This is a genomic window from Cupriavidus sp. 05T42, assembly GCF_056396345.1.
In genome coordinates, this window is record NZ_JBFTLH010000006.1 from 154,691 (window position 1) to 172,440 (window position 17,750).

Below are 17,750 nucleotides of genomic sequence, written 5' to 3' on the forward strand. Positions count from 1 at the left end.
CGTCGAATTCGTCGATTGAACGGCCTACGGGCCGTTCGGTCCTATCCGAAAGCCGCGGTCGAGCGGAAGTGCTTCCGGCAACCTTGCCGGGAGCATGGCTCCAGCTCCGCTGCGGCTCATTTTTTTGTTGAACGAGATATGAGCACCATTCCGATTACCAAGCGTGGCGCCGAACTCCTGAAGGAAGAACTGCAGCGCCTCAAGGCCGTCGAACGTCCCGCGGTGATCACTGCCATCGCCGAAGCGCGCGCGCAGGGTGACCTGTCGGAAAACGCCGAGTACGACGCCGCCAAGGAAAAGCAGGCCTTTATCGAAGGCCGCATCCTGGACGTGGAGTCGAAGCTGTCGGCTGCCCAGATCATCGATCCGACCCAGCTCGACACGGACGGCCGCATCGTCTTTGGCGCCACCGTGGACCTGGAAGACCTGCAATCGGGCAAGCCCGTGAGCTACCAGATCGTCGGCGACGACGAAGCCGACCTCGACAGCGGCAAGATTTCGGTCAGCTCGCCCATCGCCCGGGCCCTGATCGGCAAGTTCGAAGGCGACGTGGCGATCGTGCTGGCCCCGGGTGGCGAGCGCGAATACGAAGTGATCACCGTCCGCTACGTCTGACGGGCGCCCACACGTGTTCTCTTCCTCGTATTCGAACCTGCCGCCGCTGCCCCACCGGATTTTCCTGCTGCTGACCGTTGTTTGGGCCGGCAGTTTGTGGACAGTAGGTTACATGGTGGCACCGACGCTGTTTTCGGTGCTGCCGAACCGTGAGATGGCAGGCATGATCGCCGGCCACCTGTTCCGGACCGAGGCGATCCTCGGCATCACGGTGGGCGTGCTGCAGTTGGTACTGTGCAATGTGATGATCCGCCGCGGTGCCAAGCGCTATCGCACGCTGCGCTGGATCGTGCTGGCCATGCTGGTTTGCGTGCTGGCCGGCTACTTCGGCGTGCAGCCGTTCATGGAAGGCCTCAAGGTCCGTGCGCAGGCGCTGAACCTGGGTGTCTCCGAGTCGCCGTTCAAGGGCCAGTTCGGCATGCTGCACGGCGTGTCGAGCGTCATCTACCTCGTGCACAGCATACTGGCGCTAGTGCTGGTGTGGCGCGCAGCAGCGCCGCGTTCGGCCGGGGAATAAAAAACGCCCGCACAAGCGGGCGTTCTTCAGGCCAGGAAGGCAGGGCAGGGCGGATCAGCCCAGCGCCTTCTTCTTCTGGCTGCTGGGGCGGGCGCGCAGGCGCTTGACGTTGCCACCCTGGGTCACGCGCTCGTTGCCGAGCACGGTCACTTCCTTGCGGGTGGGCCGACGGTTCGGCGCGGCGCTGGGCTTGCGGACCGTCACGGTGCGCGGCGCGGTGCCAGTGGTCGGGCGGCGCGGGGCCATGCGACCCAGTTCCTCGGGCCGGTTCTCTTCCAGACGGGCCGGACCCGGACGCCAGATCACGAGCAGCTTGCCGATATGCTGGATGGGCGCGGCGTCGAGTTCGTCGCAGATGGCTTCATAAATGGCGATGCGCGTGTCGCGCTCGTCGCCGAATACACGGATCTTGATCAGATCGTGAGCCGCCAGGCTCCGGTCGATCTCGGCCAGGACCGCGCGGGTCAGGCCTTCCGCACCGACCATGACCACAGGGTTCAGACCGTGGGCGCGGGCGCGGAGGGAGGAGCGTTGGGCAGGTATCAGTTCTAGTGCGGGCATGTCAGGGCGCAAAGCGGAATGGCGCGTATTATCCGCCAAAATGACGCCGGCAGGCGGTAAAGATCAGCAAAAAATGGCAAAGAACAAGTTTAATCACGCGTGGTTGCATGACCACATCAACGATCCCTACGTGAAAATGGCGCAGCGCGAGGGCTATCGCGCCCGTGCGGCCTACAAGCTCAAGGAGATCGACGAGCAGGACAAGCTGATCCAGCCGGGCCACGTCATCGTCGACCTCGGCGCCGCCCCGGGCAGCTGGAGCCAGTACGCCCGCAACCGGCTGGCGGCCTCGCCGCGCGCCAAGGATGGCAAGATCGATGGAGCGGTGATCGCCATCGACCTGTTGCCGATGGAACCTGTCGCCGACGTCACTTTTATTCTGGGTGACTTCCGCGAGGAATCGGTATTCCGGGAATTCGAGGAGGTGGTCCTGGCCGCGTCTGGCGGCACCCGGATCGACCTTGTTATCTCGGACATGGCCCCCAATTTGTCCGGTGTGTCTTCGGCCGATTCGGCAAGGATCGAGTATTTATGCGATCTGGCGCTCGAGTTCGCCCAGGCGCACTTGAAACCCGAGGGATCGTTGCTGGTAAAGTGTTTCCACGGCAGCGGGTATAGCCAGATCGTGGAGAAATTCAAGCGCCAGTTCAAGGTAGTCGCGAAGCGCAAGCCCAAGGCGTCGCGCGACAAGTCTTCAGAAACCTTTATTCTTGGGCGTTACCTGAAGTCGGTGGACTGAAACGTGCGCCGGACACCCCGGGCGGCTTGCCGCCATGGGGCGCCTCGGGCACTATCGGGACCATAGATTCAGAGATTCCCTGCGGGGGCGGGGGCTGCATTACAATGCAATGCAGCTATCCCGTTGGCAAGGCAATTGCAAAGGAGTTCGGCCTTGAATAACAACCTGTTTCAAAAGGCGGCAATCTGGCTCGTAATCGCGCTGGTATTGTTCACCGTCTTCAAGCAGTTCGACAAACCACGTGCCCAGGACGGTGTCACCTATTCGCAGTTCATGGATGACGCCAAGAACGGCAAGGTGAGCCGCGTCGACGTGCAGGGCCGTAATCTCGTGGTTTCGCCCAAAGAGGGCGCCAAGTACACGATCATCTCGCCGGGCGACATCTGGATGGTCGGCGACCTGATGAAGTACGGCGTCCAGGTCACCGGCAAGGCCGACGACGAGCCGAACGTGCTGGTCCAGGCCCTGTACTACCTCGGGCCAACCTTGCTGATCATCGTCTTCTGGTTCTACATGATGCGGCAGATGCAGGGCGGCGGGAAAGGCGGTGCCTTCTCGTTCGGCAAGTCCCGTGCACGCCTGATCGACGAGAACCAGAACGCCGTCACGTTCTCGGACGTGGCCGGCTGCGACGAGGCCAAGGAGGAAGTGGTCGAACTGGTCGACTTCCTCAAGGATCCGCAGAAATTCCAGAAGCTGGGCGGCCGTATTCCGCGCGGCGTGCTGCTGGTTGGCCCTCCGGGTACCGGTAAGACGCTGCTGGCACGCGCCATCGCCGGCGAGGCCAAGGTGCCTTTCTTCAGCATTTCCGGTTCGGACTTCGTCGAAATGTTCGTCGGCGTGGGCGCGGCCCGTGTGCGCGACATGTTTGAGAACGCCAAGAAGCAGGCGCCTTGCATCGTGTTCATCGATGAAATCGACGCGGTCGGTCGTCATCGTGGCGCCGGCATGGGCGGCGGCAACGACGAGCGCGAGCAGACGCTGAACCAGATGCTGGTCGAGATGGACGGCTTCGAGGCCAACTCGGGCGTCATCGTGATCGCCGCGACCAACCGTGCCGACGTGCTGGACAAGGCGCTGCTGCGTCCGGGTCGTTTCGACCGCCAGGTCTACGTGGGCCTGCCGGACATCCGCGGCCGCGAGCAGATCCTGAAGGTGCATATGCGCAAGGTGCCGATCGGCAACGACGTGGACGCGTCGGTGATCGGTCGTGGTACCCCGGGCTTCTCGGGTGCCGACCTGGCCAACCTGGTCAACGAGGCCGCGCTGTTCGCCGCCCGCCGCAACAAGCGCGTGGTGGACATGCAGGACTTCGAGGACGCCAAGGACAAGATCTTCATGGGCCCGGAGCGCAAGTCGACGGTCATGCGCGAAGAAGAGCGCAAGGCMACGGCTTACCACGAGTCCGGCCATGCGGTGGTGGCCAAGCTGCTGCCGAAGGCCGATCCGGTGCACAAGGTTACGATCATGCCGCGCGGCTGGGCACTGGGCGTGACCTGGCAGCTGCCGGAGCATGACAAGTATTCGAAGTACAAGGACAACATGCTCGACGAGATCGCGATTCTCTTCGGCGGCCGTGCGGCGGAGGAGGTCTTCCTCAACGCCATGAGCACGGGGGCGTCCAACGACTTCGAGCGCGCCACCAAGATCGCCCGCGACATGGTGACCCGTTTCGGCATGAGCGATTCGCTCGGCGCCATGGTCTATGTCGATACGGAGCAGGACGGCATGTTCGGCAAGCTCTCGTCGAAGACTGTGTCCGAGGCCACCCAGCAGAAGGTTGACGGCGAGATCCGTCGCATCATCGACGAGCAATATGCGCTGGCGAAGCACCTGCTCGAAGATCACCGCGACAAGGTCGAGGCGATGACCAGCGCCCTGATGGAGTGGGAAACGATCGACGCCGATCAGGTGAACGACATCATGGCTGGCAAGCCGCCGCGTCCGCCGCGTAACGTGTCGGGCCAGAACGGTGGTGGCAACACGCCTTCGGGCGGTTCGCCGGTGGCGCCGACCAACGCGCCTGCCACGGCCTGATCGCGATTGCCCTGCCTTCGCAGGCGGGCAGTTCAGAAGCCGGTGCCCTGCGCACCGGCTTTTTCCATTCCAGGACAGCAGATCTTGTCGACCGAGTTCTTCCAGTGCGGGCGCTACCATTTCGCCCGCAACCGCCGCCCACTGGTGATGGGCATCCTCAACGTCACACCCGATTCGTTTTCCGACGGTGGCCAGCATGCGGGCCGCGATGCGGCCTTGCGCCACGCGGAGCAGATGATTGCCGAAGGCGTGGACATCATCGACATTGGCGGGGAATCGAGCCGTCCGGGCTCAGCGGCGCTGCCGCTGGATCAGGAACTGGCCCGGGTGATGCCGATCGTCGAGGCCCTGGCGCCGTGTGGCAAACCGTTGTCGATCGACACCTACAAGCCCGAAGTCATGCGTGCGGCACTGGCGGGCGGAGCGGATCTGATCAACGATATCTGGGGCTTCCGCATGCCGGGCGCGGTGGAAGCCGTGAGCGGCGCGGCGGCGGGACAGGCGGGCCTGTGCGTGATGCACATGCAGCGTGACCCGCAGACCATGCAGGAAGACCCGCAGTATGTCGACGTGGTGGCCGAGGTGGAGGGGTTTCTGCGCGAACGGGTGTCAACCCTGCGTGCGGCGGGCGTGGACGACGCACGTATTTCGCTCGATCCGGGGTTTGGATTTGGCAAGACGCCGGATCATAATCTCCGTCTGCTCGGCCAAATGCCGCGACTGGCCGTGGACGGCCTGCCGATCCTGGCCGGGCTCTCGCGCAAGTCGACGCTTGGCGCCATTCTCGGCGGCAGACCGCCGCAGCAGCGCGTGGCGGCCAGCCTGGCCGCGGCCGTGTGCGCGGCGGAGCGGGGCGCATTTATCGTGCGGGTGCACGACGTGGAACAGACGGTGGACGCCATCAAGACCTGGTGGGCGATTCGCCATGAATCAGTTGCCGGTACAGGGCAATCGGGAGAATGAAACAGATGACGCGCAAGTATTTCGGGACAGATGGCGTGCGGGGTCGGGTTGGTGAAGCACCGATCACGCCGGATTTTGTGATGCGGCTCGGCTACGCCGCCGGCAAGGTGCTGGCGCTGGGCCAGAAAACCAGCCAGGGCCGGCCGACCGTGCTGATCGGCAAGGACACGCGGATCTCGGGTTATATGCTCGAAGCCGCGCTGGAAGCCGGTTTCACGGCTGCCGGCGTGCACGTGCTGCTGACCGGTCCGCTGCCGACGCCGGGCGTGGCCTACCTGACCCGCGCGCTGCGGCTGGCGGCGGGCGTGGTCATTTCCGCGAGCCACAATCCGTACTACGACAACGGCATCAAGTTCTTCTCGTCGACGGGCGACAAGCTGCCGGACGAGACGGAGCTGAAGATCGAGGCCCAGCTCGAAGAGCCGATGGCCTGCGTGCGTTCGGACGACCTCGGCCGCGCGCGCCGCATCGACGATGCGGCTGGCCGCTACATCGAGTTCTGCAAGAGCACATTCCCGTATGAGCAGGACCTGCACGGGCTCAAGCTCGTGGTGGACTGCGCCCACGGGGCGGCGTACCACATCGCCCCGCACGTGTTCCACGAACTCGGTGCCGAGGTGATCTCCATCGGCAACCAGCCGGACGGCCGCAACATCAACGCCGGCTACGGCGCCACGGCGCCTGAGCGGTTGATCGAATCCGTCAAGGCGCACGGCGCGCACCTGGGCCTGGCCTTCGACGGCGATGCCGACCGCCTGCAGGTGGTGGACGCCGATGGCCGGCTCTACAACGGCGACGAACTGCTGTACCTGATCGTGCGGGACCGGCAGGCTGCTGGCCACCGCGTCGATGGCGCGGTGGGCACGCTGATGACGAACATGGCCGTCGAGCTGGCGCTGAAGCGCCTTGGCGTCGAATTCGTTCGCGCCAAGGTGGGCGACCGCTACGTGCTGGAAGAACTCAACAAGCGCAAGTGGACGCTCGGCGGCGAAGGCTCCGGCCATCTTTTGTGCCTGGATCGGCACACGACGGGCGACGGCATCGTGTCGGCACTCCAAGTGCTGGCTGCACTGCGCCGGAGCGGCAAGACGCTGGCGCAGTTGCTGGAAGGCGTGAAGTTGTTCCCGCAGACCCTGATCAACGTGCGCGTGGAGAAGGGTTTCGACTGGCAGACCCATGCCGGGTTGCAGGTGGCGCGCGCCAAGATCGAGCCGGAACTCGAAGGCCGTGGGCGGGTGCTGATCCGCGCCTCGGGCACCGAGCCGGTGGTCCGTGTGATGGTGGAGGCCGAACAGGTCGAGACTGCCGAACGCGCGGCCCAGGCCTTGGCTGACTCGCTGCGCGCCTGACCGTTCCTGTAGTGACCGAAAATGACGCCAGCGTGATGCTGGCGTCATTTTTTATGCCTTTTTCTCCACATATACGAGTTAACTAGCCATCACAAAAGGCCGCTTTAAGAACATCTCGTGTTGTCACGGATCTGTCATATAGAAAGCATAAAGTTCGGATGTCAAAAATTTGTCATTCCCAACCATGTTCTCTGGAGGACATATGAAGCTGGTCAAGACTGCCGTGGCAGGCATCGTTTCGATGGTAGTGATGGGTACTGCGTTCGCGGCGGAAATTACCGGTGCAGGCGCCTCGTTCCCGGCGCCCGTGTATTCCAAATGGGCAGACGCCTACCAAAAAGCTACGGGTAACAAGGTCAACTATCAATCCATCGGTTCGTCGGGCGGCATCAAGCAGATTGGCGCCAAGACGGTCGATTTCGGCGCATCGGACGCCCCGCTAAAGGACGAGGAACTGGCCAAGCAAGGCCTGGTGCAGTTCCCGACGGTGATCGGCGGCGTGGTGCCGGTGATCAACCTGCAAGGCGTGAAGCCGGGCGACCTCACCATCACCGGTGAACTGCTCGCCAACATCTACCTGGGCAAGATCAAGAAGTGGGACGATCCCGCCATCAAGGCCCTGAACCCGAAGGTCCAGCTGCCGAACCAGGACATCCTGCCGGTCCGTCGCGCCGATGGCTCGGGCACCACGTTCATCTTCACGAACTACCTGTCGAAGGTCAGCGCTGACTGGAAGAGCACGGTGGGCGAAGGCACCACGGTCAACTGGCCGGGCGGTGGCACGGGCGGCAAGGGTAACGAAGGCGTGGCCGCTTTCGTGCAGCGCCTGAACGGTGCCATTGGCTACGTGGAGTACGCGTACGCCAAGCAAAACAAGATGACCCACCTGAACATGAAGAACGCCTCGGGTGAAGTGGTGCAGCCGGGCGACGACGCCTTCAAGGCCGCCGCCGCCGGTGCGGACTGGAGCAAGACGTACTACCAGATCCTGACCAACCAGCAAGGCAAGACCGCATGGCCGATCGCTGGCGCCACGTTCATCCTGGTGCACAAGAGCCAGGAAAAGGCAGCGCAAGGCGCGGAAGTGCTGAAGTTCTTCGACTGGGCCTACAAGAGCGGCGCCAACATGGCCGCTGACCTGGACTACGTGCCGCTGCCGGAATCGGTCGTGAACCAGATCCGCACGACGTGGAAGACCAGCGTCAAGGACGCGTCGGGCAAGTCGCTGTACTAAGCTGCTGTACTGACGGCACGGGCAGGGCGCGAGGATCTACCGGATCACGTGCCTTGTCATCCGCAGGGCTGGCCGGCCCGCCCAGGTAAGTCACCGAGGCGGGCCGTGCCGCTTGCATCCACGCACTCCATATCCCACCATGGCCACTACGCCCGATCTCCCCGCCGTCCGGCCCCCCAGCCGCATGGGCGACATCCTGTTCGGCGGCCTGACGCGCGGCGCCGCCATCGTGACGCTGCTGCTGCTGGGCGGMATCATCGTTTCCCTGGCATTCAGCGCCTGGCCCTCGATCCAGAAATTCGGCATCTCGTTCCTGTGGAACGCCGAATGGGATCCGCCTGCCGACGTCTACGGCGCCCTGGTCCCCATCTACKGCACGCTGATCACCTCGATCATCGCGCTTATCATCGCCGTGCCGGTCAGTTTCGGCATCGCCCTGTTCCTGACCGAGCTGTCGCCCGCCTGGCTGCGCCGGCCGCTCGGCACTGCCATCGAGCTGCTTGCTGCCGTGCCGTCCATCGTCTACGGCATGTGGGGCCTGCTCGTGTTCTCGCCGATCTTCGGCGAGTACTTCCAGAGGCCGCTGGCCAACACGATTGGCCAGGTGCCCGTGATCGGCAAGCTGTTCCAGGGCGCGCCGCTGGGCATCGGCCTGCTGTGCGCCGGCGTGATCCTGGCGATCATGATCATCCCGTACATCGCTTCGGTGATGCGCGACGTGTTCGAAGTKACTCCGGTGCTGCTGAAGGAATCGGCGTACGGCGTGGGCTGCACCACCTGGGAGGTGATGTGGCGCGTGGTGCTGCCGTACACCCGGGCCGGTGTGATCGGCGGCGTGATGCTTGGCCTGGGCCGCGCGCTCGGCGAGACCATGGCCGTGACGTTCGTGATCGGCAACACYAACCTGCTGGACAACGTCTCGTTGTTTTCGCCCGGCAACTCCATCACCTCGGCGCTGGCGAACGAATTCGCCGAAGCCGGTGCCGGCCTGCACACCGCCGCGCTGATGGAACTGGGCCTGATCCTGTTCTTCATTACCTTCGTGGTGCTGGCGCTGTCCAAAGTGCTGCTGCTGCGCCTTGCCAAGAATGAGGGGGGCAAATGAACCAAGCCAGCCAAACCGTATCTGCCACGCAGATCCCGGCCGTTCGCCCCGATGCGGACGCCGTGCGCACCCGGCTGCAGGCGTCCCGCCGGCGCATGAACGTCTACGCGCTGACCGCCTCGCTCGCGGCCATGGTCTTCGGCCTGTTCTGGCTCGCGTGGATCCTCTGGACTACCATTTCGCTGGGCGTGGGCGGCCTGTCGCTCGACCTGTTCACGCAGATGACCCCGGCGCCCAACACCGCCGGCGGCKGTCTGGCCAATGCCATCTTCGGCAGCTTCGTGATGGTGGGCGTGGCCACGCTGATTGGCACGCCGCTGGGCATCCTGGCCGGCATCTACCTGGCCGAGTATGGTCAGAAGTCGCCGCTGGCCAGCCTGATCCGCTTTATCAACGACATCTTGCTGTCGGCGCCGTCCATCGTGATCGGCCTGTTCGTCTATGCGCTGGTGGTCACGCGGATGGGGCACTTCTCGGGCTGGGCCGGCATCTGCGCGCTGGCACTGCTGCAGGTTCCCATCGTGGTGCGTACCACCGAGAACATGCTGAACCTGGTGCCGAACGCGCTGCGCGAGGCCGCCGTGGCCCTGGGCACGCCGAAGTGGAAGATGGTGATGTCGATCACGGTCAAGTCGTCGTATGCGGGCATCGTTACCGGCGTGCTGCTGGCCGTGGCCCGTATCGCCGGCGAGACCGCGCCGCTGCTGTTCACGGCGCTATCCAACCAGTTCTGGACCAGCGACCTGAACAAGCCGATGGCCAACCTGCCGGTGACGATCTTCCGCTTCGCGATGAGCCCGTTCACCGAATGGCAGCAACTGGCCTGGGCCGGTGTGTTCCTGATTACCGTCGGTGTGCTCGCGCTGAATATCGTCGCGCGCATGCTGTTCAAGAAATAAGCCGGCGCCACGTGCCCCGATCATCGAATTCCAGCGAGACACGAGCATGACCTCTACCGTCATCGACATTCCCGACACCGTGCGCGCCAAGATCGACGTGCGGAACCTGAACTTCTATTACGGTCAGTTCCACGCGCTGAAGCACATCAACATGTCCATCCCGGACCGCAAGGTGACTGCGTTCATCGGCCCGTCCGGTTGCGGCAAGTCCACGCTGCTGCGCACCTTCAACAAGATGTTCGCGCTGTACCCGGAGCAACGGGCCGAGGGCGAGATCAACATGGACGGCGAGAACCTGCTGGCCAGCAAGCAGGACATCGCGCTGCTGCGCGCCAAGGTGGGCATGGTGTTCCAGAAGCCCACGCCGTTCCCGATGTCGATCTATGACAACATCGCCTTTGGCGTGCGTCTGTTCGAAAAGCTCTCGCGCTCCGAAATGGACGACCGCGTGGAGTGGGCGCTCTCGAAGGCCGCCCTGTGGAACGAGGCCAAGGACAAGCTGCACCAGTCGGGCTACGGCCTGTCGGGCGGCCAGCAGCAGCGTCTGTGCATCGCGCGCGGCATCGCCATCCGTCCGGAAGTGCTGCTGCTCGACGAACCGTGCTCGGCGCTGGACCCGATCTCCACCGGTCGCATCGAGGAACTGATTGCCGAACTCAAGGACGAGTACACGGTGGTCATCGTCACCCACAACATGCAGCAGGCCGCGCGCTGCTCGGACTACACCGCCTACATGTACCTGGGCGAGCTGATCGAATTCGGCGAGACCGAGAAGATCTTCATCAAGCCGCACCGCAAGGAAACCGAGGATTACATCACCGGCCGCTTCGGCTGATCGCAGACCTTCCACGCCCCGGCCAGGAGAACATCATGACTGACAAGCACCTGTCGACCCAGTTCGACGCCGACCTCAACGCGATCAACACCAAGCTGCTGCAGATGGGCGGGCTTGTCGAGTCGCAGATCGAGCTCGCCATGCGCGCGCTGGCCGACTTCGACGCCGACCTGGCGGACCAGGTCATCACCCGCGAACAGCAACTCAATGCGCTGGAAGTGGAAATCGACGCGGACTGCAACAACATCATCGCGCGCCGCCAACCCACCGCGCGTGACCTGCGCCTGGTGATGGCGATCTCGAAGACCATCACCAACCTCGAGCGCGCCGGCGACGAGGCCGAGAAAGTGGCCAAGCGCACCAAGCACATCATGGAAGACGCGGCGGCGCACAACATCAACTACTCCGAGGTGAAGCTGTCGGGGGAGATGGCCATCACGCTGCTGCGCCAGGCGCTGGACGCCTTCGCCCGGCTCGACACCGTGGCGGCTGCGCGCATCGTCAAAGATGACAAGGCCATCGACGATGAATTCCGCGCCTTCGTGCGCAAGTTGATCACCTACATGATGGAAGACCCGCGCTCGATTTCGGTAGCGCTGGACTTCCTGTTCATCGCCAAGGCGATCGAACGAATCGGCGATCATGCCAAGAATATTGCAGAATTCATCATCTACATCGTCAAGGGCACGGACGTGCGCCATACCTCGCGCGAAGATATGGAGCGCGAAGCGCTGAGCTGACCCTGGCGGCAAGACTGAGAAGCGGAGAAAACATACATGCCAAGCAGTATTCTCGTTGTCGAAGACGAACCGGCGATTGCAGAACTGATCGCCGTCAACCTGCAGCACGCGGGGCACTATCCAATCCGAGCGTATAACGCCGAACAGGCGCTGTCCCTCATGAGCGATGTCCTGCCAGACCTCGTGTTGCTGGACTGGATGCTTCCGGGCAAGTCGGGCGCGACCTTCGCCAAGGAACTGCGTACCAACGACCGCACCAAGCAGATTCCCATCATCATGCTCACCGCCCGCAGCGAGGAGCAGGACAAGGTGATGGGGCTCGAGGCTGGCGCGGATGATTACGTCACCAAGCCGTTCTCGCCCAAGGAACTGCTGGCCCGCATCAAGGCCGTGCTGCGCCGTCGTGCGCCGCAGCTGACCGACGACTTGGTGGCCATCAACGGCCTGCGGCTGGACCCGGCCACGCACCGCGTGACCGGCCAGGATGACTCCGGCCCGATCAAGCTGGACCTTGGTCCTACCGAATTCCGTTTGCTGCACTTCCTGATGACTCATCCGGAACGTGTGCATAGTCGATCACAATTGCTCGATCAGGTCTGGGGTGATCACGTGTTCGTGGAAGAGCGGACAGTGGACGTGCACATCAAGCGCCTGCGCGCCGCGCTGACGCCCGGGGGCTACAGCAATATGATCGAAACGGTACGTGGCAGCGGGTATCGGTTGGCGCGCTCGCCGAGCCACTGATCCGCCGATCGCCAGATCCTGGCAAGTCCGGCGCGGAGCAGCAGTAAGAGGGGCCGCGCCGGCACCATCGCCACGGCGGATTCGTGGCACACTCCGTCGCAACGACTGCGGTCGACCCGGCCTCCGGCCGGCCGCCTGACTCCACATCCCTCTCATGAATGTCATTTGGGCCCGATCCGCGGCCATCCTCGTCAGCCTGGCAGTTATCGCCGCCGGTCTGTACGTCTTTGTGGGGCCGGTTGCCGGCCTGACCTTCCTTTGCATCGCGCTGTTCCTGCAGCTTTGCTACTATCTGTTCCAGATCAACCGGCTGTGGAAGGTGCTCGACGCGCCCGCCTATGGCGAAATCCCGAGCGCGCTCGGGCTGTGGGGCGAGGTCTATTACCGCCTGCACCGGCTGGTCAAGCGCTGGCGCACGCAGGTGCTCCAGGTGGAGCAGCAGCACACGCGCTTTATCCAGGCCATCCAGGCGTCGCCTTACGGCGTGCTGATGCTTGACGATGCTGACCAGATCGAATGGTGCAACGGCGTGGCCGAGCAGCATTTCGGCTTGAACGCGCGGCGCGATGTGCGCCAGCGCATTACGCACCTGATCCGCCGCCCCGAGTTCATTCAGTACCTGACCCGCGAGCGCTACGACGAACCGCTGGTCATGCGCGACATGGGCGAGCACAAGCGCAACATCACCTCTGTCCAGATCCTTCCTTACGGCGAAAACCGCAAGCTCGTGCTGACGCAGGACATCACCAAGGTGGAAAACACCGAAGCCATGCGCCGCGATTTCGTGGCCAATGTGTCGCATGAACTGAAGACGCCACTGACCGTGCTCACCGGCTTCCTGGAAACCGTGCGCGACTTGCCGGTGTCCGAAGAGGACCGCAGGCGCTACGTGGACCTGATGCTGGTGCAGTCGATGCGCATGCAGCGGATCGTCGAAGACMTGCTGGCGCTGGCCAAGCTCGAGAGCGATGTGCAGCCGCCGACGCAGGATCGCGTGAATGTGGGCGCCCTGGCGGCCCACCTTGTGCACGATGCGGAGGCGCTCTCGCAGGACCGCCACCAGATCGCCGCCGAGATCGACACAGGCGTGGTACTGCGCGGGGCGGAGAGCGAGTTGCTGTCGGCGCTGGGTAACCTGGTGTCGAACGCAGTGCGCTACACGCCGGACGGCGGGCGGATTGCGATCCGGCTGAGTTTTACCGATGGACACTCGGTGTTTTCGGTCAGCGATACGGGGCTGGGCATTGCACCCGAGCACATCCCGCGCCTGACCGAGCGGTTCTACCGCGTGGACCGCAGCCGCTCGCGCGACACCGGCGGCACCGGCCTGGGGCTGGCCATCGTCAAGCATGTCCTGTCGCGCCACCATGCCGACCTGCGCGTGACCAGCGAGGTCGGGCGCGGCAGCACCTTCCGGATCGTCTTCCCGACGGACCGCAGTGGCTATGAGCCGGCGGCCGTTGCATCGCACCTGCCGGACCCGCGCCGCCACGCGGCGTAACACCGGGTCGCGGCAAATCGCCCCCTCCCGCACGCGGGAAGGGGCGAATCGGCGAATCCATCAGTTCCCGAATATCCTCAGCAGTTCCGCCTGACTCACCAGCTGCCGCTTGGCCGCCGAGCGCTTGCGCACGTACTGGCCATCCGGCTGCATCAGCCATGCGGACGCGTTGTCGCGCAGGTGCACCTGCAGGCTTTCCTTGATCACACGCGCCTTGAGCTTGCGATCCAGCACCGGGAAGGCCACCTCCACGCGGCGGAACAGGTTGCGATCCATCCAGTCGGCGCTCGACAGGTAGAGCACATCCTCGCCATCGGCACGGAAGTAGTAGACCCGATGGTGCTCCAGGAAGCGGCCCACCACCGAGCGCACGGTGATGTTGTCCGACATCCCCGGCACGCCCGGGCGCAGCGCGCACACGCCACGCACGATCAGGTCGATCTTCACCCCCGCGCGCGACGCCTTGTAGAGTTCGTCGATGATCGACGGCTCCAGCAGCGCGTTCATCTTGGCGATGATGCGCGCCCGCTTGCCCGCCCGCGCATTGCGCGCCTCGGCGCGGATATGCTCGACGAGGTTGCTGTGCATGGTGAACGGCGACTGCCACAGGTGGTTCAGCCGGATCGTCCCGGCCGTGCCGGTCAGCAGCTGGAACACGTGGTGCACGTCCTCGCAGACTTTCTCGTCGGCCGTCAACAGGCCGAAGTCGGTGTACAGCCGAGCCGTGCGCGGGTGGTAGTTGCCGGTGCCCAGGTGCGCATAGCGGCGCAGGGTGACCTGCTTCACCTTCGGGCCGGCTGCCTCGCGCCGCACGATCAGCAGCATCTTGGCGTGGCACTTGTGGCCCACCACGCCGTAGACCACGTGGGCGCCGGCGGACTCGAGCCGCTCGGCCCAGTTGATATTGGTTTCCTCGTCGAAGCGCGCCAGCAACTCCACCACCACCGTGACTTCCTTGCCGTTGCGCGCCGCAGTCATCAGCGCCTCCATGACCGCCGACTCATTGCCGGTGCGGTACACGGTCTGCTTGATGGCCACCACGTTCGGGTCGGCCGCGGCGAGTTGCAGCAGGTCGAGCACGGAGGTGAAGCTCTCGTACGGATGGTGCAGCAGCACGTCCTGCTGGCGGATCACGTCGAACATGCCAAGCCCGGTCAGGAGCGGCTTGACCGGTGCCGGCACGTGCGGCGGGTACTTGAGGGCAGGGCGGTCGACCAGATCGGGAATCTGCATCAACCGCACCAGGTTCACCGGGCCGCTCACGCGGTACAGGTCCTGCTCGGTCAGGCCCGATTCCAGCAGCAGCCGGCGCGAGAGCGCGGGCGGGGTATCGGACGAGACCTCGAGCCGCACCGTATCGCCGAAATGCCGGGCCGGCAGTTCGCCCTGGAGCGCCTCGCGCAGGTCGGTGATGTCGTCTTCGGAGACGAACAGGTCGGAATTGCGGGTGACGCGGAACTGGTAGCAGCCCTCCACGTCGATGGCGGGGAACAGTTCATGCACGAACGCCTGCATGAACGAGGACAGCATCACGAAGCCATACGGATAGCCGGACAGCTTCTCCGGCATGCGCACCACGCGCGGCAATGCGCGCGGGGCCTGCACGATGGCKAGGTCGGCGTCGCGGCCGAAGGCGTCCTTGCCGGACAGTTCGACGACGAAGTTCAGGCTCTTGTTGAGCACGCGCGGGAACGGGTGCGCCGGATCGAGCGCGATCGGCGTCAGCACCGGACCCAGCTCGCGCGTGAAGAAATCGCGCGCCCATCGGCGCTGATCGTCGGTCCAGGTGTTCGTCAGGTGAAAAAACACGCCTTCCTGTTCGAGGGCGGGGAAGATCACGTTCTGCAGCATGTCATACTGCGAGGCCACGAGCCGCTGTGTGCGCTCCGTGACGAGCTGATAGGTCTGGAGGACGGAGAGACCATCGGGCGTCAGGCCCGATGCGTTATCACGCATCTGCTCCTTCAGCCCCGCCATGCGGATTTCAAAAAACTCGTCCAGATTGCTGGAGACGATGCAGATGAACTTCAGCCTTTCCAGCAGCGGTACGTTCGGGTCGGCAGCCTGCGCCAGCACGCGCGCATTGAATTCCAGAATGCCAAGCTCGCGGTTCAGCAGCGTGCCGGGCGGCGTCGTCATCATGTGTAGAACCTTATTTTGGCGATGTGGCGACTTTTTCATAGAATCGTGTCAATTTGATGACACTTTGATTTTGTCATGATACAGACATGACAAGGACATAATCTTACGCGTTTGGCGGGGTTGTACGTATCTTGCCAAACTTGCACCGATCCTGCGCTACTTACGCACGCAATGACACAGAATCCCCGCCTGCTGGCCGCCGTCGACATKGGTTCCAATAGCTTCCGCCTGATGATCGGGCGGGTGGACGAGACGCCCACGGCCTCCGGCCCTGCCAGCCAGATCTTCCAGGTGGATGCCCTGCGCGAGCCGGTACGACTTGCCGCCGGTCTGACGCCTGACAAATACCTGGACCAACCCGCGCGACGACGCGGCATCGACGCGCTGCGCCGCTTTGGCGACCGCCTGCGCGATTTCTCGCCAGAACACGTGCGTGCGGTGGCCACCAACACGCTGCGCGTGGCCAAGAATGCTTCCGAATTCCTGATCGAGGCAGAAAGTGCGCTCGGCTTCCCGATCGAAGTGATCGCCGGGCGCGAAGAGGCGCGGCTGATCTATCTCGGCGCCTCGCACGATGCGCCAGCCTGCCAGGGCAACCGGCTCGTGGTCGACATCGGCGGCGGTTCCACCGAGTTCATCATTGGCAGCGGCTATCAGTMGAAGCTGATGGAAAGCTTGTATATCGGATGCGTGTCGCACAGCCGTCATTTCTTTCCGAGCGGCAACGTGGATGAATACGCGTTCAAGCAGGCCGAACTGGCCGCGCGGCGCGAGATCCAGGTGCTGGTGCGTCAGTACCGCGCGGCGGGCTGGCAGCAGGCAGTGGGCTCGTCGGGCACGGCACGCGCGCTGGCCGAGCTGATCGAGCTGAACGGCATGAACGACAACCCGGCCGAGCACGGCATCACGCGCGAGGGCCTGGAGCGGCTCAAGCGCGCGCTGATCAAGGCCGAGAACGCCAATCGTGTGAAGCTCGCGGGCCTCAAGGCCGACCGCATCCCGGTGCTGCCGGGCGGCCTGTCGATCATGCTGGGCGTGTTCGCCGAACTCGATGTGGACCGCATGGACGTGACCGACGGCGCGCTGCGGTTGGGCGTGCTGTACGACCTGCTCGGCCGTAGCCACCACGAGGACATGCGCACGGTCACCGTCGACCAGTTCATGCGCCGCTACGCCGTGGACCGCGCGCAGGCGAGCCGGGTAGGGCAGGCCGCGCGCGATCTGCTCGCCCAGTTCCCCGATCCGCCCAACGAGCGCCGCGACGACAACCTCGCGCTACTGGGCTGGGCGGCGAGCCTGCACGAGATCGGCATGTCAATCTCGCATAGCGGCTATCACAAGCATTCGGCCTATATCGCCACACACGCGGACATGCCGGGCTTCTCGAAGACCGACCAGGCGCGGCTGGCGACGCTGCTGCTGGGCCATGCGGGCAAGCTGGGCAAGCTCTCTGGCAGCGGCAAGTTCGTCGACTGGCGCATGCTGTTCAGCCTGCGTCTGGCTTTTGTCCTGTGCCGGCGCCGTGCGGACGTGAAGCTGCCCGAGATCGAGGTCAGCCAGCGGTCGGATGCTCTCGATGAGGGTTTCGAAGTGCGGCTGCCCAAGGTGTGGATCGATGGGAACCCGCTCGTCGAGTACAGCCTGGCGCAGGAGTCCGACGAATGGGAGCGCGTGGGCAAGCGCTACAAGGTGGTGTACGTCTGATTCGGCAGTCTTCCGAGCAGCCAGTAAAAAAGGCGACCCCGTTTCCGGAGTCGCCTTTTTTCATG

General features: G+C 64.1%; 16 protein-coding genes. 14 read left to right on the top strand and 2 right to left on the bottom strand.

All coding sequences use genetic code 11. The annotated features are described in order from the left end of the window. Nucleotides 1-138: 138 nt before the first annotated feature. Together greA and AC1EJR_RS10385 are read left to right on the top strand one after the other, a co-directional pair. Nucleotides 139-615, top strand: a complete 477-nt coding sequence (gene greA / locus AC1EJR_RS10380; protein WP_092289809.1) for a transcription elongation factor GreA — start codon at nt 139-141, stop codon at nt 613-615. A 13-nt stretch (nt 616-628) separates the two neighbouring features. Then, on the top strand, nt 629-1,132 hold the full coding sequence (locus tag AC1EJR_RS10385) for a DUF4149 domain-containing protein (protein ID WP_092289807.1): 504 nt from the start codon (nt 629-631) through the stop codon (nt 1,130-1,132). A 54-nt stretch (nt 1,133-1,186) separates the two neighbouring features. Here AC1EJR_RS10385 and AC1EJR_RS10390 read toward each other — a convergent pair whose 3' ends face one another. Then, nucleotides 1,187-1,693 carry a YhbY family RNA-binding protein gene (locus AC1EJR_RS10390; RefSeq protein ID WP_092289805.1) on the bottom strand — a complete coding sequence of 169 codons (507 nt, stop codon included), beginning with the start codon at nt 1,691-1,693 and terminating at the stop codon, nt 1,187-1,189. Between the two features lie 73 nt (nt 1,694-1,766). On the opposite strand from AC1EJR_RS10390, the gene AC1EJR_RS10395 reads away from it, so the two are divergent. The 11 genes from AC1EJR_RS10395 to phoR all read left to right on the top strand — a co-directional run bounded on the left by AC1EJR_RS10395 (nt 1,767) and on the right by phoR (nt 13,839). Beyond that, entirely contained in the window at nt 1,767-2,432 is a 666-nt protein-coding gene (locus AC1EJR_RS10395) for an RlmE family RNA methyltransferase (RefSeq protein WP_092289803.1), read from the top strand. Between the two features lie 153 nt (nt 2,433-2,585). Then, nucleotides 2,586-4,469 (top strand): ATP-dependent zinc metalloprotease FtsH, encoded by a 1,884-nt coding sequence (gene ftsH, locus AC1EJR_RS10400; RefSeq protein WP_092289801.1) that lies wholly within the window; start codon nt 2,586-2,588, stop codon nt 4,467-4,469. 84 nt (nt 4,470-4,553) lie between these two features. Further along, nucleotides 4,554-5,432, top strand: a complete 879-nt coding sequence (gene folP / locus AC1EJR_RS10405; RefSeq protein ID WP_454757170.1) for a dihydropteroate synthase — start codon at nt 4,554-4,556, stop codon at nt 5,430-5,432. Nucleotides 5,433-5,437: 5 nt separating this feature from the next. Continuing rightward, nucleotides 5,438-6,781, top strand: a complete 1,344-nt coding sequence (gene glmM / locus AC1EJR_RS10410) for a phosphoglucosamine mutase (RefSeq protein WP_477113313.1) — start codon at nt 5,438-5,440, stop codon at nt 6,779-6,781. 202 nt (nt 6,782-6,983) lie between these two features. Further along, complete coding sequence (gene pstS / locus AC1EJR_RS10415) at nt 6,984-8,015, top strand: phosphate ABC transporter substrate-binding protein PstS (protein ID WP_441590502.1); 1,032 nt, start codon at nt 6,984-6,986, stop codon at nt 8,013-8,015. A gap of 139 nt (nt 8,016-8,154) precedes the next feature. Next, nucleotides 8,155-9,120 (top strand): phosphate ABC transporter permease PstC, encoded by a 966-nt coding sequence (gene pstC / locus AC1EJR_RS10420; RefSeq protein ID WP_477147024.1) that lies wholly within the window; start codon nt 8,155-8,157, stop codon nt 9,118-9,120. After that, the gene (gene pstA, locus AC1EJR_RS10425; RefSeq protein WP_477147025.1) at nt 9,117-10,019 is read left to right on the top strand and encodes a phosphate ABC transporter permease PstA; all 903 of its coding nucleotides are present in this window, start codon (nt 9,117-9,119) and stop codon (nt 10,017-10,019) included. Before pstC ends, pstA begins: the two co-directional genes overlap by 4 nt. Before the next feature lie 46 nt (nt 10,020-10,065). Next, nucleotides 10,066-10,854 carry a phosphate ABC transporter ATP-binding protein PstB gene (gene pstB / locus AC1EJR_RS10430; RefSeq protein ID WP_092289789.1) on the top strand — a complete coding sequence of 263 codons (789 nt, stop codon included), beginning with the start codon at nt 10,066-10,068 and terminating at the stop codon, nt 10,852-10,854. 35 nt (nt 10,855-10,889) lie between these two features. Continuing rightward, on the top strand, nt 10,890-11,594 hold the full coding sequence (gene phoU, locus AC1EJR_RS10435) for a phosphate signaling complex protein PhoU (protein ID WP_092289787.1): 705 nt from the start codon (nt 10,890-10,892) through the stop codon (nt 11,592-11,594). A 36-nt stretch (nt 11,595-11,630) separates the two neighbouring features. Then, on the top strand, nt 11,631-12,338 hold the full coding sequence (phoB, locus tag AC1EJR_RS10440; protein WP_477113315.1) for a phosphate regulon transcriptional regulator PhoB: 708 nt from the start codon (nt 11,631-11,633) through the stop codon (nt 12,336-12,338). 154 nt (nt 12,339-12,492) lie between these two features. After that, nucleotides 12,493-13,839, top strand: a complete 1,347-nt coding sequence (gene phoR / locus AC1EJR_RS10445; RefSeq protein ID WP_477147026.1) for a phosphate regulon sensor histidine kinase PhoR — start codon at nt 12,493-12,495, stop codon at nt 13,837-13,839. Between the two features lie 60 nt (nt 13,840-13,899). Here the strand turns inward: phoR and ppk1 are convergent, their stop codons facing one another. Next, nucleotides 13,900-16,020, bottom strand: coding sequence for a polyphosphate kinase 1 (gene ppk1, locus AC1EJR_RS10450; RefSeq protein WP_092289783.1), 2,121 nt, complete (start codon nt 16,018-16,020; stop codon nt 13,900-13,902). Nucleotides 16,021-16,152: 132 nt separating this feature from the next. On the opposite strand from ppk1, the gene ppx reads away from it, so the two are divergent. Continuing rightward, nucleotides 16,153-17,685 carry an exopolyphosphatase gene (gene ppx, locus AC1EJR_RS10455; protein ID WP_477147027.1) on the top strand — a complete coding sequence of 511 codons (1,533 nt, stop codon included), beginning with the start codon at nt 16,153-16,155 and terminating at the stop codon, nt 17,683-17,685. Nucleotides 17,686-17,750 lie beyond the last annotated feature (65 nt).